The following is a 17,647-nucleotide window of genomic DNA, read 5'->3' as shown; positions in this document are numbered from 1 at the left end:
TGACGACTGTCCTAAGCGACGCCCGGCCCGCTTACGCACCGAAAACCCTGCTCGATGTCGGCGCCGGTCCTGGCACAGTGCTTTGGGCCACGGCCGACCTCTGGCCAGATCTCGAAGAAGCGGTGCTGATCGAGGCGAGCGCCGCGGTGCGCCGGGTCGGCGAGGCTCTTGCCACTGAGGCGATCACGGCCAGGATCGCCTGGCTGGCCGGCGATGTCACCATCGACCTTGGCGAGCTCAAGCCGGCCGATCTGATCACTTGCGCCTATGTGCTGGACGAGATTGCGCCGGCATCGCTACCCAAGCTCGTCGACAGGCTCTGGCAGCTCACCGCCGACACGCTTCTGGTGGTCGAGCCGGGCACGCCGGCCGGATGGCGGCGAATCCTGGCCGTTCGCCGGCAATTGATCGAGGCCGGCGCGCATATCCTTGCCCCTTGCCCGCATGAGGCGCCCTGCCCCCTCGCGGCACCCGACTGGTGCCATTTTTCGCATCGCGTCGCCCGCTCGCGCCTGCACCGGCTGGCCAAGGACGCCGACGTGCCGTGGGAGGACGAGAAATTCATCTATGTCGCCGCCTCGCGGCACCCTGCCTCGTCACGCGCCGCGCGGGTGATCGCGCCGCCTAAATCCGGCTCAGGCAAGGTTCTGCTCAAGCTTTGCCAAAAGGACGGCAGTGCCGGCGAAAAACTGTTCACCAAGCGCGATGGCGAGATGCTCAAGCTGGCGCGACGGCTCGACTGGGGCGACTCAATCTAATCTCGCGTCGATTCCCGGTGCAGCTTCCCTTTCTTTGTTTTTTGTTCTTGCTTTGTTCAAACCGTCGCGTAGAATCGCGGCCTTGCCGAGTCAAATGGAATCAGAGCCCGGGAATTCTGTCCTGTGGACGGTTTGCCGTTCCTGTGAACAGCGGGCATCAACGCTGTTTGGGCGCGAGTGATGCATATAAGTCAGCACCAGCCTTTTCTCGTTCTGATATCGAGAAGCCGGGATCAAAATCGGGGACATCATGGCAGAGGCAGCGCGAAAATTTGGCGTCGCGGAACAACCGCTCTATCGCGAGGCACCGAACAACATCGAGGCCGAGCAGGCGCTGCTCGGCGCCATCCTCGTCAACAACGATGCCTTCTACCGTGTCTCGGACTTCCTCAAGTCAGGCCATTTCTACGAGCCGCTGCATAGAAAGATCTTCGAGGTCGCGGCCGAACTCATCCGCATGGGCAAGATAGCGACGCCGATCACGCTGAAGACCTTCCTGCCGGCCGACGAGAAGGTCGGCGACATGACGGTGGCGCAATATGTCGTGCGGCTGGCCGTCGAGGCGGTCACCGTCGTCAACGCCGCCGACTACGGCCGCGCCATCTACGATCTCGCCACGCGGCGCGCGCTGATCACCGTCGGCGAGGACATGGTCAACATCGCCTATGACGCGCCGGTCGACATGTCGCCGTCCGAGCAGATCGAGGATGCCGAGCGGCGCCTGTTCGAACTGGCCGAGACCGGCCGCTACGATGGCGGCTTCGAGAGCTTCACCGACGCGGTCAAGACCGCCGTCGACATGGCCAACGCCGCCTATATGCGCGACGGGCATTTGTCGGGCGTCGCTACGGGCCTGCGCGACCTCGACCGCCGCATGGGCGGCTTGCAGCCGTCCGACCTGATCATCATCGCCGGCCGCCCCGGTATGGGCAAGACCTCGCTTGCCACCAACATGGCCTTCAACATCGCCGAGGCCTATGTGCCGGCCCAGCAGGCCGACGGTTCGTTCAAGGCGGCCAATGGCGGCGTCGTCGGCTTCTTCTCGCTCGAAATGTCGTCGGAACAGCTCGCCACCCGCATCATTTCCGAGCAGACCGAAATCCCGTCGTCGAAGATACGCCGCGGCGAGATTTCAGAGATGGATTTCGAGAAGCTGGTCGCCTGCTCGCAGACCATGCAGAAGATCCCGCTGTTCATCGACCAGACCGGCGGTATCTCCATCGCGCAATTGTCGGCCCGCGCGCGTCGGCTGAAGCGGCAGCGCGGCCTCGACGTCATCGTCATCGACTATATCCAGCTGATGCAAGGGTCGAGCGCAAAAGCCTCGCAGAACCGCGTGCAGGAAATCACAGAGATCACCACGGGCCTGAAGGCGCTGGCCAAGGAGCTCGGCGTGCCGATCATCGCGCTGTCGCAGCTGTCGCGTCAGGTCGAAAGCCGCGACGACAAGCGCCCGCAGCTCTCGGATCTGCGCGAATCGGGCTCGATCGAGCAGGACGCCGACGTGGTGATGTTCGTCTATCGCGAGGAATATTATCTGAAGAACCGCGAGCCGAAGCCCGGCACCGACGAATACATGAAATGGGAAAACGAGATGAACGAAATGCGCGGCAAGGCCGAGGTCATCGTCGCCAAGCAGCGCCATGGGCCGACCGGCTCGGTCAGCCTCGCCTTCCAGGGCGAGTTCACCCGCTTCTCCGACCTTGCGGAAGAGCATCATATTGCGGAGAGGTTTGAGTGACATCTTGAGAGAGGTCTCATTCCTTCGCGCCCCCCTCTGTCCTGCCGGACATCTCCCCCTCAAGTGGGGAGATTGGCAGCTTCGATCCAGCCGCACATCCTGCAACGCTGATGATTGGCGAAATCCGCCGAGACATTTGATCTCCCCCCTTGAGGGGGAGATGTCCGGCAGAACAGAGGGGGGCGCTGTCCCGCCTGCCTATCCTTCGCTGGCACCTGCCACACCCGAACCGGGCCACGCCTGATGGCCAAATCGCGCGTCCAGTTCATCTGCCAGAATTGCGGCTCGGTGCATCAGCGCTGGGCCGGCAAATGCGATGCCTGCGGCGAGTGGAACACGCTGGTCGAGGAAGGCACGGCTGGCGGCATCGGTTCAGGCCCGGCCAACACCCGCAACGCCCGCAAGGGCCGCGCCGTGGTGCTGACCAGCCTGTCAGGCGACATCGAGGATGCGCCACGCATCGTCTCCGGCATCGGCGAGCTCGACCGTGCCACCGGTGGTGGCTTCGTGCGCGGTTCGGCGCTGCTGGTCGGCGGTGACCCGGGTATCGGCAAGTCGACGCTTTTGACCCAGGCGGCCGCGGCACTGGCGGCAAAAGGCCACCGCATCGTCTATGTCTCGGGCGAAGAGGCCGTCGCGCAGATCAGGCTACGGGCGCAACGGCTCGGCGTCGCCGACACGCCGGTAGAGCTGGCCGCCGAGACCAATGTAGAGGACATCCTGGCCACAATCGCCGACGGCAAGCGGCCGGATCTGGTGATCCTCGATTCGATCCAGACCTTGTGGACCGACATGGCCGATTCGGCGCCCGGCACCGTCACCCAGGTGCGCGCCGCCGCCCAGGCGATGATCCGCTATGCGAAATCCACAGGGGCCGCGATCGTGCTCGTCGGCCACGTCACCAAGGAAGGCCAGATCGCCGGGCCGCGCGTCGTCGAGCACATGGTCGACGCCGTGCTCTATTTCGAGGGCGAAGGCGGCCACCACTACCGCATCCTGCGCACGGTCAAGAACCGGTTCGGGCCGACCGACGAGATCGGCGTCTTCGAAATGTCGGACAAGGGCCTGCGCGAGGTCGCCAATCCGTCCGAGCTGTTTCTTGGCGAACGCCATGCAAAATCGCCGGGAGCGGCGGTTTTCGCCGGCATGGAAGGCACGCGTCCGGTGCTGGTCGAGATCCAGGCGCTGGTGGCGCCGTCGTCGCTGGGCACGCCGCGCCGCGCCGTCGTCGGCTGGGACGGCGCCCGGCTGGCGATGATCCTCGCCGTTCTCGAAGCCCATTGCGGGGTCCGCTTCGGCACGCACGACGTCTATCTCAACGTCGCCGGCGGCTACCGCATCACGGAGCCGGCCGCCGATCTCGCGGTCGCCGCCGCACTGGTTTCGTCGCTCACCGGTCTTGCCCTTCCGGCAGATTGCGTCTATTTCGGCGAAATCAGCCTTTCGGGCGCCGTGAGGCCGGTTGCGCATGCGCAACAGCGCCTCAAGGAAGCCGAAAAGCTGGGTTTTGGAAGTGCGGTTCTGCCTTTGGGCAGCGAGGAACTTGTTGGTGGCAATGGAGCCGGGGGGATAGGGGCCGGCGCTTTCCAGCCCACCGAGCTGGCCGACCTCGTGGCGCGCATAGCCGGCTCGCGGCGCAGCCGCGCCGACGAGCAAGAGTGACGCGGCTCGCCCGAGTCGTGAAAAAGAGATCGGAGTGGGGCAAAAGACATGCCGATTACGCTGCTTGACGGAATTCTCGTCGGCTTCACCCTGGTCTCGGCGATGCTCGCCATGGTCCGCGGCTTTTCGCGCGAGGTCCTGTCCATCATCGCCTGGATAGCAGCGGCGGCCGCGGCGTTCTTCCTCTACAAGCCGGTCCTGCCTTACGTTCAGCCCTATATCGAGAATGAGAAGATCGCCATGGCGGCGTCCGCCGGCATCGTCTTCGTCGTCGCGCTGATCGTGGTTTCCGTCATCACCATGAAGCTCGCGGACTGGATCATCGATTCCAGGATCGGCGCGCTCGACCGCACGCTGGGCTTCCTCTACGGCGCGGCGCGCGGCATCCTGGTCGTTGCGGTGGCCTTGCTGTTCTTCAACTGGCTGGCCGGCGCCAAGGCTCCAGGCTGGGTCGCCAACGCCAAATCGCGGCCGCTGCTCGAATCGATCGGTGCCAAGCTCGAAAGCATGCTGCCCGAGGATCCGGAAAACACCATCCTCAAGCAGCTCAATCCGAATCAGCCGGCCGCACCCGAGGCCGGCGCCGAGACGCCTGCGGCTCCCGATGCGCCCGCGGCTGACGCCCCGGCAACCGGCGACGAAGCTCCGGCGCCCGACGACAGCGAAACCGACGCGCCACCGGCCGACAACGCGCCAGCCACCCCGCCAGCCACTCCGGCTCCGGCAAACTAGGGCCGGACAGCCCAGTCCGCGGCGCCACGGACAAACGATGATGTGAATGCCGCACGGCGTGCGTTGCTTTCGACGCGCGATCGCCTTATATGGCGATTTTAGCGGAGCTTGAGCCCGATGGCAGTTTCGAAGGCAGACGCAGACGACGTGCTTTCCGCCGAAGCCGACGACCATTTCCATGACGAATGCGGTGTGTTCGGCATTTTCGGCCGGCAGGACGCCGCAGCCATCGTCACACTCGGCCTGCATGCGCTCCAGCATCGCGGCCAGGAAGCTGCCGGCATCGTTTCCTATGACGGCACCCAGTTCCATGTCGAACGCCATGTCGGCCTGATCGGCGACACCTTCACCAAGCAGCATGTCATCGACAGCCTGCAAGGCAACCGCGCCATCGGCCATACGCGCTACGCCACCACCGGTGGCGCCGGCCTGCGCAACATCCAGCCATTTTTCGCCGAACTCGCCGATGGCGGCTTCGCCGTCGCCCACAATGGCAACCTCACCAACGCCATGACCGTGCAGCGCGCGCTGCAGAAACAGGGCGCGATCTTTTCGTCGACCTCCGACACCGAGACGATCCTGCATCTGGTCGCCACCAGCAAGGAGCGCGACCTGAATTCGCGCTTCATCGATGCGGTGCGCCAGGTCGAAGGCGCCTTCTCGCTGGTGGCGATGACGGCCAAGAAGATGATCGGCTGCCGCGATCCGCTGGGCATCCGCCCGCTGGTGCTGGGCGATCTCGACGGCGCCTGGATCCTGGCTTCCGAAACCTGCGCGCTCGACATCATCGGCGCGCGTTTCGTGCGCGACCTGAAGCCCGGCGAGATGGTCGTCGTCACCGCCAAGGGCATCGAGAGCCTGTTCCCCTTCGAGCCGCAGAAGACCCGCTTCTGCATCTTCGAATATGTCTATTTCGCGCGTCCGGATTCCTCGGTCGAAGGCCGCAACGTCTACGAGGTGCGTAAGCGCATCGGCGCCGAGCTGGCGCTCGAAAGCCCGGTGGAGGCCGACATTGTCGTGCCGGTGCCGGATTCGGGCACGCCGGCGGCGATCGGCTTTTCCCAGGCCGCAGGCATTCCGTTCGAGCTCGGCATCATCCGCAACCACTATGTCGGCCGCACCTTCATCCAGCCCGGCGATTCGATCCGCCACATGGGCGTCAAGCTCAAGCACAACGCCAACCGCCGCATGATCGAGGGCAAGCGCGTAGTGCTGGTCGACGACAGTATCGTGCGGGGCACCACCAGCCAGAAGATCGTGCAGATGGTGCGCGATGCCGGCGCCAAGGAAGTGCATATGCGCATCGCCTCGCCGCCGACGCGCGCCTCGTGCTTCTATGGCGTCGACACGCCGGAGAAATCGAAGCTGCTCGCGTCGCGCATGTCGGTGGAGGAGATGGCCGATTTCATCCGCGTCGATTCGCTCGGCTTCCTCAGTATCGACGGGCTCTACCGCGCCGTCGGCGAAGCCGGCCGCAACAACGAGCAGCCGCAATTCTGCGACGCCTGTTTTACAGGGCAATACCCGACGCGGCTTGCCGACTTCGAAGGCTCCGACAATGTGCGCACGCTGTCGCTGCTGGCGGCGAGCGGGGCCTAGAATTTCAGCTCCGGGGAATGGTGAGACATGGGCACGCTAAGGGGCTTGTGGCACAATCTCAGTGATTCATTTTCTTTCGCGAAATCCCTGCTCAAAGATCAGATAGATGCCGAGGTCGATATTGATACGCCTCTCGGGAACGGGTTCTTCTTTTGCCAGGTGAGAGAGTCAAAGGAGACGCAAAACAGATACGTCGTCATCAAGGCCATCGGTGGCGATTCAACGGTTTTTATTCCTCTTCATGAGGATTCCGCCAAGCAGTTGATTTCTTTTATTCAGCTGTCGTTCTTAGACCAGCAACCCAAGAATAATTCATGACCCCCGCCCTCGACCTCTCCGGCCGCATCGCGGTCGTCACCGGCGCCTCGCGCGGCATCGGTTATTTCATCGCCAAGGAACTGGCGGCAGCCGGCGCGCATGTGATTGCGGTCGCGCGCACCGTCGGCGGGCTGGAGGAACTCGACGACCAGATCAAGGCGGCTGGCGGACAAGCCACACTTGTGCCGCTCGATCTTGCCGACATGGCAGGCATCGACCGGTTGGGCGGCGCCATCCACGAGCGCTGGGGCAAGCTCGACATCCTGGTCGCCAACGCCGCCGTGCTCGGCGTCATCTCGCCGATCGGCCATGTCGAGGCCAAGACCTTCGAGAAGGTGATGACCATCAACGTCACTTCGACCTGGCGGCTGATCCGCTCGGTCGACCCGCTGCTGAGGGCCTCCGACGCCGGCCGCGCAATCATCCTGTCGTCCAACGCCGCGCATTCGGCGCGCGCTTTCTGGGCGCCTTACGCGGCCTCGAAGGCAGCGGTCGAAACGATGATGCGCTCCTGGGCGCATGAGGCGGAAAACCTGCCGCTCCGCGTCAACGCCGCCGACCCCGGCGCCACACGCACCGCCATGCGCGCGCAGGCCGTGCCCGGCGAGGATCCGGAGACGCTGCCGCACCCCTCAGAGATCGCCAAGCGCATCGTGCCGCTGGCCAGCCCGGATCTGAAGGAAACCGGGCTGATCTTCCAGGCCAAGCACAACCGCTTTGTCGCCTACCGGCAGCCGGAGTAGCCGCATCCAGCGTTTTGCTGGAAGAATCCCGCCGGGACCAACGTTGTTCGAATGCCACGATTCGCAAAAACGGAGGACCATCATGCGCAGACTGCTTCTCGTTACCGCCGCCACCCTGCTTGCGGCCGCCGGCGTTGCCTCGTCACAAGATGCGACGATGAGTTTCTTCGTCACCAGCGTGGGATCCGGCAAGGGCGCCGATCTCGGCGGGCTGAAGGGTGCGGACGCGCATTGCGCCTCGCTGGCCGAAGCCGCCGGCGTCACCGGCAAGACCTGGGCAGCCTATCTCTCGACCGGCGATACCGATGCACGCGACCGCATCGGCAAGGGGCCGTGGTTCGACGCCAAGGGCGTCAAGATCGCCGACGACATCGCTTCGCTGCACAGCGACGCCAATGGCATCACCAAGCAGACAGCGCTCGATGAAAAGGGCGAAGTGGTCAGCGGCCGCGGCGACAAGCCGAACCGTCACGACATACTGACCGGCTCCAAGCCCGATGGCACGAAGATCGCCGACCAGACCTGCGGCGACTGGACGATGAGCGACGCCGAGGGCGCGGCGATGATGGGCCATCATGACCGCACGGGCCTCGACGATTCGGCTGCCGCCAAATCGTGGAACTCCTCGCACGCCTCGCGCGGCGGCTGCAGCCAGGATGCGCTGAAGGGCACCGGCGGCGACGGCCTGTTCTACTGCTTTGCAACGAACTGAGCGGTAGCCGCGATCGGCTGACATCACGCGCCTGTGATGCTGTGGCGCACCATCCGAGACCCGGCCGTGCTTTCGTCTGTCGTGCGGAGTTGATAGGATCACCGCAACTCCCACAACAATCACAGCGAGGAAATTCCCATGGCGGCTTCGAGCGTAGCTTTGGTCTGGTATCTGGTGATCGCCGGTCCGCAGGGCGGCATGGTCGTGCTGCCCAGCACCTTCGACACCCGCGAACAGTGCACCAACGCCGTCACCGAATACCAGAAGCAGCCGACGCCGACCGGCTGGTCGGTGCAGTGCGTGCCGAGCGCTTCGCCCTTCACCGATGAAGGCGACGCCGAGGAACCATCGGCACAGTAGATGGCATGGCGCTGCAACATTAGCAGCGTCAACGTCGCGCGCTCACCGTCAATTCAGGCTTCTGGTTGATGGTCTGGAACACCACGCAGTAGCGTTCGGTCAGCTTCAGCAGCGTATCGACGCGCTCCTGCGGCTCGTCGGTGTCAAGGCCGAAATTCAGCCGGATGGCGCGGAAGCCGACCGGCGCATCCCTGGCGACTCCAAGCGTGCCGCGAAAATCGAGATCGCCTTCGGCTTCCACCGTGGCGGCGCCGAGCCTGAATTCCAGCGCCGTCGCCACTGCCTTCAACGTCACGCCGGCGCACGCGACCAGTGCCTCCAGCAGCATGTCGCCCGAGCAGAGTTCGAGCCCGGAACCGCCGGTCGCGGGATGCAGACCGGCAACGGCAAGCGCCCGGCCCGTCTCGACCTTGCAAGCGATCGACTGATCGTCGATCGAGCCCTTGGCCTTGAGCGTGATCAGTGCGCGCGAAGCATCGTCCCGATAGGCCTCCTTCAGCGGCGCCTGCATGGCCTTGAGTGCGGTCACGTCCATTTCCATTCCTTTTCGACAGTCCTAGGCGCCTGGATAGCATGTCGCCCGGGACATATGAGCAATCCAAAGCCATTTCCTTTGACTTCGATCGCCTCGCCCATACCTATGCGGGAGTTGTTCTCGCGGAGGCGTCATGCCGTTCAAGCTGAAACTGGTCCCACTCATCCTGCTGATGCTTGCCGCCCTCGCGCAGCCTGGTCTGGCCGAAACGACGGAGCGGCCGGCGCCCACAGGCGGCGTGCTGTCGCTGTTGCCGCCACCGCAGACAACAGACCATTCGATCACGCTTGCCGGGCGCAAGCTCGACTATCAGGCAAAGGCCGGCACGCTGTCGCTGCTTTCCGGCAAGGGCGATGTCACGGCGGAGATCTTCTATGTCGCCTATATTAGACGGTCGCCGGACGCGGCGCAGGAGCCGCAGCGTCCCATCACCTTCGTGTTCAACGGCGGTCCCGGAGCGGCGTCCGCCTATCTGCATCTCGGCGCGCTCGGCCCGCGCATAATCGCTACCGGAGCCGATGGGCAATTCCTGCCCTCGCCGCAAAAACTCATCGACAACCCGGACAGCTGGCTCGACATGACCGACCTCGTCTTCGTCGATCCCGTCGGAACCGGCTACAGCCGTGAGGCGCCGGGCCAGAACACACGCGACTTCTGGGGGATCAACCAGGATGCCAATTCGATAGGCGCCTTCATCCGGCTTTATCTTGCGCAGAACGGCCGCACCGGATCGCCGCTCTTCCTCGCCGGCGAAAGCTATGGCGGCTTCCGGGCGGCGCTGCTCGCCAGAACCCTGCAGGAAGATATCGGCATCAGCCCGAACGGCATCGTGCTGATCTCGCCGGCGCTGGAGTTCATGCTGGTACAGCCCGACGAGTTCGAGCTGCTGCACTGGGCGCTCGAACTGCCGTCGCTCGCGGCGGTGCGCCTGCGCAGCGAGGGCATTACCGGCAATGCGCTTCAGGAGAAGCTGGCGGAAGTGGAACGCTATGCGCTCGGCGACTATCTGGTGGCGCTGGCCAGCGGTCTGGAGCGAGGCGGGCGGGTGGCCAGCCAGCGCGTGGCCGACATCACCGGCCTGCCGCTCGAACTCGTGCAGCGGAATTTCGCCCGTATCCCGACCGGCCTGTTCGCCAGGGAGTTTGCCCGCGCCAATGGCAAGGTGCTCAGCCCCTATGACGGCACGATCGCCACCGCAGACATCGCGCCCGAGAGCGCCCGCATCGCCGGCCCGGATCCGGTGCTCGACCGCAGCGTGCCGGTACTGACCTCGGCCTTCACCGGCTATATCAGGAACGAACTGAACTACCGCACCGATGTCAGCTACCGGTTGCTCAACGGGGAGATCAGCCGCAATTGGGACTATGGCACCTCGCGGCAAGGCTATGCCGGGGTGATGGACGATCTGCAGCGGGCGCGCGCCTTGAACCCTGCGCTCGGCGTCGTGATCGTCAACGGCTACACCGACCTCGTCACACCCTATCTGGCCTCGCGTTATCTGGTGAATCAGATTCCGTCGCTCGCCGATGCAAAATCCATCCGTCTCGATGTCGTGGAGGGCGGGCACATGATGTATTTCAGGCCGGACGGCCGGCGCGCGCTGAAAGAGGCCGCTTCGGAACTCTACCAGGCGACGCAGTGAGCACGTCGCGCCTGAAGGGCTTCAGGCGACCTCAGGCCGCCACGCAATGACGCCCTGCGTCCGCGCCCGCACCTCAGGTGAGGCCAGGCAGGTGGCGACCGCCTCGTAGCCGGGAGTGCCGGGGTACGGGGCGACATAGGTTGGCGGGCTGTGATTGGCGGGGCAGAGGATGATCGCTTCGTCGGTCCCGACAGTCGCCAGGTCCAGTATCGCGCGGGAGCGTGTGAGCAGGAAAAGCGGCCGGCCACGGTGGCGCAGATGGGCAATCAGCGCCTCCTGGGAAGCCTGGTCCAGCCCGTGCTCGATCATGTCGACGACCAGGGTAGCCGGACCTTCGGCCTCCAATCCGGCAAGGAGGGCAAGCAGTACGTCCGACACCGCGGCGCCATCCTCGACCAGCCAGGCCATCGTCCGGTCGACTCGCGCTCCCAGAGCCGGATCGGCGTCCATGCGGGCCAGAACTGGCGCGCCGCCGTCCGCCAAACGGTCCAGGCCAAGGAAAGCGGTGTTGGGCAGGCTCTCGGCAAGGCGCCGCGCCAGCCGGGTCTTGCCGCTGCCCAGCGGACCGATGATATAGTTCAGCGCCCGGACCGGTCCCAGTTCGAACCGCTCGCCGCCCCAGGGCCAGGGAAGGTCGAAAGCGACGCCGGGTCCGGTATCTGGCATCATCAGGCGCGCCAGTTCCGCAACAGTTGGCGCTTCGCCTCGAGCGAGGCCGTCCCGCAGGCTGCCGATCTTCTCGATAATGCCGACAAGCTGGCGCAACCGGCCCTCGAGGATCGCCTGGTGCGCGGCCAAGGCTGGCTCCATGCCTCTGGCGTCGCCCTCCAGCACCCGCGCCACCTGGGCCAGGCTGAAGCCAAGCCCGCGCAATGCCGCGATCTCGGCGGCGCGGCTCATCTCGACAGGACCGTAGGCCCGCCATCCGGCCGCGGTGCGGATCGGAGCGATCAGGCCACGCTGCTCGTAGAGCCGCAGGGCCTTGGCCGAGACGCCGAGCCGGTTGGCGGCTTCGGAAGCGTTCAGGAACTGGGCGGAGGAGCGCATGGAATCACCTTGTTGCTGGCTGACCGCTTTCTTATCGGGGCTGACCCAGGGGCCAAGTCAACAGCGACGTTCGAAGTGTGTCCCGCGGCCAAGTCTGCCCTGATCTTCGCGGCCGGCCTGCTGATCGTCGGCAACGAACATTTCCGCAAGCGGCCGTAGGACCGGGCGATCCTGCTGACAGTATGGTGTCAGGACGACACGGCGTAGTCTGGCGAAATGACTGAGGTTTTGAGCATGCCGGGCACCACCGAGCGAACCCTTGGCATCATCCTGGTTTCGGCGTCGGCGGCTGTCTTCGGCCTGACCGGTGTCTTGACCAAGTCGATCCAAGCCGATCCACTGACCATCACCTGCTGGCGCGGCTTTGTCGGCTCGATCCTGATCACGCTCTATGTGCTGTGGCGCCGCCGCCGCTCCGGCGGGCGCGAGAGCCTGCGGCTTGGCTGGCGCGGCTGGCTGCTGGCCGTCGAAGGGGCGCTGGCCAGCATCGCCTTCATCTCGGCGTTCAAATTCACCTTCGTCGCCAATGTCGCCGTCATCTACGCCACCGCGCCCTTCGTCACCGCGCTGCTGGCCTGGGTTCTGGTGCGCGAGAGAATCCGGCTACAGACGATGTTGGCCGCCGCCGTGTCTCTCTGCGGCGTGGGCATCATGGTTTGGTCCGGCTTCGGCGCCGGGCATCTCTTGGGCGACGGGCTGGCGCTGCTGATGACGATCGGCAGCGCGCTGTACATGATCATGGTGCGCGCTTTCCGCGACACGCCGGTGGTCTGGGCTGGTGCCGTGTCGGCGTTCCTTCTGTTCGTGCTCGGCTGGTTCGTTACCGATCTATTGGCGGTGTCGTCGAGGGATGCCGTGCTGCTGGTCACCTTCGGCGCCTCCTTCGCGCTTGCCTCGATCCTGTGGACGGAGGGCGCGCGCCTCATTCCAGCGGCGGAATCCGGCCTGCTCGGTTCGGCCGAAGTGCCGTTTGCGATCCTGTTCGCCTTCCTGTTCCTGGCCGAGATTCCGCCGGCTGCCAGCATGATCGGCGGCGCCATCGTGCTCTGCGCCGTATTCGCCCATGCCGGACGTGATTGGTTGGTGGCGCGGCAGCGCGCGGCACTTTGATCATGTGCTAAAATAAATTTGCAAAGTCATGGAACCATCACGGGGTTCAGGCATTGTGGGCGTGACGGGTCACCCCCAAGTCCCCCCAAACCCCTCGACCCGTCTAACCTCCAGCCGATCGTAAGGTCGGCTTTTTCTTTGCGGCGCTTAAGGGCTGACATTGAAGACACGCTGATCCAGTTCGGGCGTCATCGCCGAGGCAAGTCACGAGCCTCGCCAGCCAGCGCTTCGGGTCTTACAACTGGAGAAGCCAGTTGCTCACGCATCCACATTGACGTCTCCCCCACTTCGTCTAGGTTCTTCCCCGAAGCGGCCGCCAAAGAGCCGCGGAGCGAAAATCTGTTGGGAAAGATGCGGCAATGATCCTGACACTGGCGTTGCTTGCGGGCCTCGTTGCGACCTGGCTGCTGATTGGCGTGGTGGAAAAGTTCCGCCTTGGCCTGCGCTTTACCCAGGCGCTGCTCTATGTGCCGTTCAAACTTGCCTATCGTATCGATGACGACCGCATCAGGATCGCGCGCAACGCGGCAGCCCCGATCATCTATGTCATCTCGCACCAGTCGCGCATCGAGCCGGCGCTGATGCTGTCGCTCTTGCCTGATGACACTTTGCACATCCTCGACGATGTCTCGGCGCGGTCCCCCTGGCTGGAGCCGTGGCGTGAGCTTGGTCGCACCATAGTTTTCAACGCCGAGCATGTCTTTGTCAGTCGCCGGCTGGTGCGGGTGCTGAAGGGCAAGGGCCGCCTCGCCGTCTACCTGCCCGACGCGGTCGAGCCCGACGTCAAGACGTTTCGCCTGTTTCGCGCCGTCACCCGCATCGCCATGCAGGCCGACGCCAGCATCGTGCCGATTTTCGTCGCCGGCGCGCGCGCCCTGCCGGCGTCGTTGACGCCGGCGGACAAGGCGCCGCGCCGCTGGTTTCCACGCCTGTCGCTCAGCGTGCTGGAGCCATTGACCATCGCCGAGTTCGTGGCGCGAAACCCCGACCAGGCCTCGAATACCAATGCGCTGTTCGACCGCTTTGCCGAGGCGCGGCTGTTCGGCAGCGATCTCGATCGCGGCTTGTTCCTGGCCATGCGCGATGCCGCCGACCGCGTCGGCGCCTCGCACCCGATTGTCGAGGACGTCATCTCGGGCGCGCTCAGCTATCGCAAACTGTTCATAGGCGCACGGGTGCTGGGCCACCGCTTCGAGGCGGTAACCGCGCCGGGCGAAGCGGTCGGACTGCTTCTGCCCAACGCCAATGGCGTCGTATTGTCCTTCGTCGGCCTGCTGTCGGCCGGCCGGGTGGCGGCGATGATCAATTACACCGCAGGGCCGGCCAGCGTCACCGCGGCGGTGCGCACGGCGGTGATCCGCACCGTGGTTTCGTCCCGCGCCTTCGTCGAGAAGGCCGACCTTGCCGACATCGTCGCGGCGGTCGAGAAGGGCGGCGCCAAGCTGTTGTGGCTGGAGGATATCCGCGAGAGCGTGACCGCGCTGGACAAACTCGCCGCCGCGTTGCTGTGGCGTTGGCCGCTGCAGCGGCAGGATGCGGCCAAGCCGGCGGTGATCCTGTTCACGTCTGGCTCGGAAGGCACACCCAAGGCGGTGCTGCTGTCACACCGGAACCTTTACGCCAACGCCATGCAGGCTGAGGCCCGCATCACCATCTCGCCGGCCGATATCCTGCTCAACGTGCTGCCGGTGTTCCACTCCTTCGGCCTGACGGGCGGCACCATCCTGCCGCTGGTCACCGGGGTAAGGCTGTTCCTCTACCCCTCGCCGCTTCACTACAAGATCATCCCCGAGATCGCGCGCAAGGTGCGGCCGACCGTGATGTTCGGCACCGACACGTTCCTCGCCAATTATGCGCGCACCGCCAAGGACGGCGATTTCTCCAGCCTGCGCTTCGTCGTCGCCGGCGCCGAGGCGGTGAAGCCGGAGACGCGCCGCGTCTACCGCGAGCGCTTCCAGGCCGAGATCATCGAAGGCTTCGGGCTGACCGAGGCCGCACCCGTCGTCGCCGTCAACACCGCCATCCATAGCCGCGATGGCACTGTCGGGCGCCTGCTGCCGGCGATACGCATGAAACTCCAACCGGTCGAGGGCATCAGCGACGCCGGGCAGTTGTGGCTCAATGGACCCAATTTGATGATGGGCTATATGACCGCGGACCGGCCCGGCGAATTGCAGCCGCTCGATGGCTGGCACGACACCGGCGACATCGTTTCGGTCGATCGCGAGGGTTTCATCACCATTCGCGGCCGCGCCAAGCGTTTCGCCAAGATCGCCGGCGAGATGGTATCGCTGGGCGCGGTCGAGATGCTGGTGCAGTCGCTGTGGCCCGAAGAACGCCATGCCGCGGTCTCGGTGCCGGACAAAAGGCGCGGCGAGCGCATCGTGCTGGTTACCACCGCCGACGACGCCGACGCGGAAGAACTGCGCAAGTTCGGCAAGAAGGCAGGTGCTGCCGAATTGATGGTGCCCAACGATATCGTCAAGGTCGAGGAGATCCCGGTGCTGGGTTCGGGCAAGACCGACTATATCTCGACCCGCAAGCTGGCGATCGACCGGCTGGGGCTCAGCGCCGCGGCTTGAGGGTTCTTCGGACCTCGTCGAGAATTCGTTCCGGCGATGCAGATGGGTGGTTTTCGAGGTCTAAGGGATCACCGCCGACAATAGCAGAATAATGCCGACCCCCATCATGAGCAGGCCCGGCCAGTTCTGCGACAGGCCAAGGAAACCGAGCCCGCGCCGCCGCGGCTCAAGTGTCGGCCCTGGCGTTGCGAGATTCGGTGTCGGGCGATCCGGCGCCGCTGGAACGGGCGCCGGATCGCTGAGCCGCCCGTGCCTGAGGACCGCGCCCGCCATGTACACAATGCCAGCGACAGTGAGCAACGCACCAATGAGGATGACAGCCATTTCTCCTCGCTCTTTCAGGTCACGCCTGATTCAGAAGCTTGCGGGAGCGTTGACGGAACGTTTCGCGAGGTCGTACTTAGCGTGCCAGCGTCCGCTCCGCCTGGGCAGAACGCTCAAAGTGCCCGACAGGTTCCGACAAGGCTGTTGAGCCCGGAGCGAATTGGATTGGCGACAGGTTTGCTAACCAATATCCGAGGGCGGAACCTTCTCGCCCTCGCGCATGGCGCGCCTGGTATAGGCGCGCACGCTGAGCGGCAGGAAGATCAGGTAGCCTCCGACCGACGCGGTCAGCGTGTACCAGGGATAGGTCATCAGCAACAGCACATAGAGGACGACGCCGAGGATGACCGGCAGCACCTTGTCGCCCGGTATCCGTATGCTCTTGCCGGAATAGACCGGCAGCCGGCTGACCAGCAGGAAGGCGACGAGGATGGTGAAACCGGTGGCGATGAAGGCGGCCAGGCGGCTCGGCTCCAGACCAAGCCTTAGGAAATGGAGATAGAGCGGCAGCATGACCAGCACGGCGCCGGCCGGCGCCGGTACGCCGACGAAATATTCGGTCTGCCAAAGCGGACGTTCGGCCTTCTCCTCGTCAAGCACGTTGAAACGGGCAAGCCTCAGCCCGCAGGCAATGGTGAATAACAGCGCCGCGATCCAGCCCGGCGAACCGGCGCGGTCGAGCAGAAAGGCATAGAGAACCAGGGCGGGGGCGACGCCGAAATTGACGATGTCGGCCAGCGAATCCATCTGCGCGCCAAATTTGGATGTCGCCTTCAACATCCGCGCCAGGCGGCCGTCGATGCCGTCGAGAAAGGCGGCAAGCAGCACCATCACCACCGCCGGCTCGAAGCGGCCTTCGAAGCCGAAGCGGATGCCGGACAGGCCGGCGCAGATGGCAAGCACGGTGACGAGATTGGGCAGCACCATGCGCATCGGGATTTCGCGGATGCGCGGGCCGCCGCTGGCATGCGCCTCGAATTTCTTGAACGGCGCGCCCACCGGTCAGGAAATCCGTACGAGCGGCGTCGCGGCAACGCCGCCGAATTCGGCCAATACAGTTTCGCCGCCGACCGCGGTCTGACCGACGGCGACACGCGGCGTCGCGGTCGACGGCAGGAACACGTCGACGCGCGAACCGAAGCGGATCAGCCCGAAACGTTCGCCGATGGCGAGCGCATTGCCGGCCTCGGCCCAGCAGACGATGCGCCGCGCCACCAGGCCGGCGATCTGCACCGCGGCCACCGTGCCGTTCGGGCTGTCGATGACCAGCCCGTTGCGCTCGTTCTCCGAACTTGCCTTGTCCAGTTCGGCGTTGAGGAATTTGCCCGGCCGATGCTCGATCCTGGAGATGCGGCCACGCACCGGGGCGCGGTTCACATGGCAGGAAAAGACGTTCATGAACACGGAAATACGGGTCATCTCGCCGCTGCCGAGACCAAGCTCGCGCGGCGGCACGGCCGGGCCAACCGCCGAGATGATGCCGTCGGCGGGACTGACCACCAGTCGGTCGTCGACGGGCGTGACGCGTTCGGGATCACGGAAGAAATAAGCGCACCATGCCGTCAGGATGAGGCCGACCCAGAACAGGATCGAGGAGAAATAGCCGAGCACCAACGTCGCCGCAGCGAAGGCGGCAATGAAGGGATAGCCCTCACGATGGATCGGAACGAACGCATTCTTGACCGTGTCGACGAGGCTCATTGGATGGGGGCGGTCCTTGTTTCAAGTCCGGCCTCAATAGCCGAAAGCCCCCCTTCCCGCAACGCAACAATGGGAGAGGCT

At 64.8% G+C, this 17,647-nt stretch carries 18 protein-coding genes; 13 read left to right on the top strand and 5 right to left on the bottom strand.

What is annotated here, in order from left to right; translation table 11 throughout:
* The 9 genes from MESS2_RS13910 to MESS2_RS13870 form a co-directional block, all read left to right on the top strand.
* The coding region (locus MESS2_RS13910) for a small ribosomal subunit Rsm22 family protein (protein WP_040593043.1) at positions 1–758 on the top strand (758 nt) is incomplete at its 5' end.
* A 250-nt stretch (positions 759–1,008) separates the two neighbouring features.
* Positions 1,009–2,499, top strand: a complete 1,491-nt coding sequence (locus tag MESS2_RS13905; RefSeq protein ID WP_008874968.1) for a replicative DNA helicase — start codon at positions 1,009–1,011, stop codon at positions 2,497–2,499.
* Positions 2,500–2,742: 243 nt separating this feature from the next.
* Entirely contained in the window at positions 2,743–4,161 is a 1,419-nt protein-coding gene (gene radA, locus MESS2_RS13900) for a DNA repair protein RadA (protein WP_008874967.1), read from the top strand.
* A 48-nt stretch (positions 4,162–4,209) separates the two neighbouring features.
* Complete coding sequence (locus MESS2_RS13895) at positions 4,210–4,893, top strand: CvpA family protein (protein WP_008874966.1); 684 nt, start codon at positions 4,210–4,212, stop codon at positions 4,891–4,893.
* A 117-nt stretch (positions 4,894–5,010) separates the two neighbouring features.
* Positions 5,011–6,492: an amidophosphoribosyltransferase gene (gene purF, locus MESS2_RS13890; protein ID WP_008874965.1), complete on the top strand. Its 1,482-nt coding sequence runs from the start codon at positions 5,011–5,013 to the stop codon at positions 6,490–6,492.
* Positions 6,493–6,519: 27 nt separating this feature from the next.
* Complete coding sequence (locus MESS2_RS13885; protein WP_008874964.1) at positions 6,520–6,810, top strand: hypothetical protein; 291 nt, start codon at positions 6,520–6,522, stop codon at positions 6,808–6,810.
* Positions 6,807–7,553: an SDR family NAD(P)-dependent oxidoreductase gene (locus MESS2_RS13880; RefSeq protein ID WP_008874963.1), complete on the top strand. Its 747-nt coding sequence runs from the start codon at positions 6,807–6,809 to the stop codon at positions 7,551–7,553. Before MESS2_RS13885 ends, MESS2_RS13880 begins: the two co-directional genes overlap by 4 nt.
* Positions 7,554–7,635: 82 nt before the next feature.
* Positions 7,636–8,265, top strand: coding sequence for a hypothetical protein (locus MESS2_RS13875; protein WP_008874962.1), 630 nt, complete (start codon positions 7,636–7,638; stop codon positions 8,263–8,265).
* 138 nt (positions 8,266–8,403) lie between these two features.
* Positions 8,404–8,625: a hypothetical protein gene (locus tag MESS2_RS13870; protein WP_006331491.1), complete on the top strand. Its 222-nt coding sequence runs from the start codon at positions 8,404–8,406 to the stop codon at positions 8,623–8,625.
* 28 nt (positions 8,626–8,653) lie between these two features.
* On the opposite strand, the gene MESS2_RS13865 is transcribed toward MESS2_RS13870, so the two are convergent.
* Positions 8,654–9,160 (bottom strand): OsmC family protein, encoded by a 507-nt coding sequence (locus MESS2_RS13865; protein WP_008874961.1) that lies wholly within the window; start codon positions 9,158–9,160, stop codon positions 8,654–8,656.
* Positions 9,161–9,293: 133 nt separating this feature from the next.
* On the opposite strand from MESS2_RS13865, the gene MESS2_RS13860 reads away from it, so the two are divergent.
* Entirely contained in the window at positions 9,294–10,802 is a 1,509-nt protein-coding gene (locus tag MESS2_RS13860) for a S10 family peptidase (protein WP_008874960.1), read from the top strand.
* A gap of 21 nt (positions 10,803–10,823) precedes the next feature.
* Here the strand turns inward: MESS2_RS13860 and MESS2_RS13855 are convergent, their stop codons facing one another.
* Positions 10,824–11,849, bottom strand: a complete 1,026-nt coding sequence (locus MESS2_RS13855; RefSeq protein WP_008874959.1) for a MerR family transcriptional regulator — start codon at positions 11,847–11,849, stop codon at positions 10,824–10,826.
* A 9-nt stretch (positions 11,850–11,858) separates the two neighbouring features.
* Between MESS2_RS13855 and MESS2_RS32310 the strand changes: the two genes are divergently transcribed.
* From MESS2_RS32310 to MESS2_RS13845, 3 genes are all read left to right on the top strand, one after another.
* Positions 11,859–12,008: a hypothetical protein gene (locus MESS2_RS32310; protein WP_157357710.1), complete on the top strand. Its 150-nt coding sequence runs from the start codon at positions 11,859–11,861 to the stop codon at positions 12,006–12,008.
* A 75-nt stretch (positions 12,009–12,083) separates the two neighbouring features.
* Positions 12,084–12,959: a DMT family transporter gene (locus MESS2_RS13850; RefSeq protein WP_008874957.1), complete on the top strand. Its 876-nt coding sequence runs from the start codon at positions 12,084–12,086 to the stop codon at positions 12,957–12,959.
* A gap of 359 nt (positions 12,960–13,318) precedes the next feature.
* Entirely contained in the window at positions 13,319–15,541 is a 2,223-nt protein-coding gene (locus MESS2_RS13845; RefSeq protein WP_008874956.1) for an AMP-binding protein, read from the top strand.
* A gap of 60 nt (positions 15,542–15,601) precedes the next feature.
* Here MESS2_RS13845 and MESS2_RS13840 read toward each other — a convergent pair whose 3' ends face one another.
* The 3 genes from MESS2_RS13840 to MESS2_RS13830 form a co-directional block, all read right to left on the bottom strand.
* A complete protein-coding gene (locus tag MESS2_RS13840; RefSeq protein WP_008874955.1) occupies positions 15,602–15,865 on the bottom strand; it encodes a PH domain-containing protein in 264 nt (87 codons plus the stop codon).
* 180 nt (positions 15,866–16,045) lie between these two features.
* Positions 16,046–16,864, bottom strand: coding sequence for a CDP-alcohol phosphatidyltransferase family protein (locus MESS2_RS13835; protein ID WP_008874954.1), 819 nt, complete (start codon positions 16,862–16,864; stop codon positions 16,046–16,048).
* 3 nt (positions 16,865–16,867) lie between these two features.
* A complete protein-coding gene (locus MESS2_RS13830) occupies positions 16,868–17,566 on the bottom strand; it encodes a phosphatidylserine decarboxylase (RefSeq protein ID WP_008874953.1) in 699 nt (232 codons plus the stop codon).
* Between the last annotated feature and the right edge of the window lie 81 nt (positions 17,567–17,647).

The organism is Mesorhizobium metallidurans STM 2683 (assembly GCF_000350085.1).
GTDB classification, from domain to species: Bacteria; Pseudomonadota; Alphaproteobacteria; order Rhizobiales; family Rhizobiaceae; genus Mesorhizobium; species Mesorhizobium metallidurans.
The sequence above is the reverse complement of the archived record's forward strand: the minus strand, read 5'-3'. Positions and strand labels throughout refer to the sequence as shown.

What these genes read in the sequence shown, in the direction of transcription:
- MESS2_RS13905 (WP_008874968.1), top strand. Translation starts at nt 1,009, where the DNA reads ATGGCAGAGGCAGCGCGAAAATTTGGCGTCGCGGAACAACCGCTCTAT.
- radA (WP_008874967.1), top strand. Translation starts at nt 2,743, where the DNA reads ATGGCCAAATCGCGCGTCCAGTTCATCTGCCAGAATTGCGGCTCGGTG.
- MESS2_RS13895 (WP_008874966.1), top strand. Translation starts at nt 4,210, where the DNA reads ATGCCGATTACGCTGCTTGACGGAATTCTCGTCGGCTTCACCCTGGTC.
- purF (WP_008874965.1), top strand. Translation starts at nt 5,011, where the DNA reads ATGGCAGTTTCGAAGGCAGACGCAGACGACGTGCTTTCCGCCGAAGCC.
- MESS2_RS13885 (WP_008874964.1), top strand. Translation starts at nt 6,520, where the DNA reads ATGGGCACGCTAAGGGGCTTGTGGCACAATCTCAGTGATTCATTTTCT.
- MESS2_RS13880 (WP_008874963.1), top strand. Translation starts at nt 6,807, where the DNA reads ATGACCCCCGCCCTCGACCTCTCCGGCCGCATCGCGGTCGTCACCGGC.
- MESS2_RS13875 (WP_008874962.1), top strand. Translation starts at nt 7,636, where the DNA reads ATGCGCAGACTGCTTCTCGTTACCGCCGCCACCCTGCTTGCGGCCGCC.
- MESS2_RS13870 (WP_006331491.1), top strand. Translation starts at nt 8,404, where the DNA reads ATGGCGGCTTCGAGCGTAGCTTTGGTCTGGTATCTGGTGATCGCCGGT.
- MESS2_RS13865 (WP_008874961.1), bottom strand. Translation starts at nt 9,160, where the DNA reads ATGGACGTGACCGCACTCAAGGCCATGCAGGCGCCGCTGAAGGAGGCC.
- MESS2_RS13860 (WP_008874960.1), top strand. Translation starts at nt 9,294, where the DNA reads ATGCCGTTCAAGCTGAAACTGGTCCCACTCATCCTGCTGATGCTTGCC.
- MESS2_RS13855 (WP_008874959.1), bottom strand. Translation starts at nt 11,849, where the DNA reads ATGCGCTCCTCCGCCCAGTTCCTGAACGCTTCCGAAGCCGCCAACCGG.
- MESS2_RS13850 (WP_008874957.1), top strand. Translation starts at nt 12,084, where the DNA reads ATGCCGGGCACCACCGAGCGAACCCTTGGCATCATCCTGGTTTCGGCG.
- MESS2_RS13845 (WP_008874956.1), top strand. Translation starts at nt 13,319, where the DNA reads ATGATCCTGACACTGGCGTTGCTTGCGGGCCTCGTTGCGACCTGGCTG.
- MESS2_RS13840 (WP_008874955.1), bottom strand. Translation starts at nt 15,865, where the DNA reads ATGGCTGTCATCCTCATTGGTGCGTTGCTCACTGTCGCTGGCATTGTG.
- MESS2_RS13830 (WP_008874953.1), bottom strand. Translation starts at nt 17,566, where the DNA reads ATGAGCCTCGTCGACACGGTCAAGAATGCGTTCGTTCCGATCCATCGT.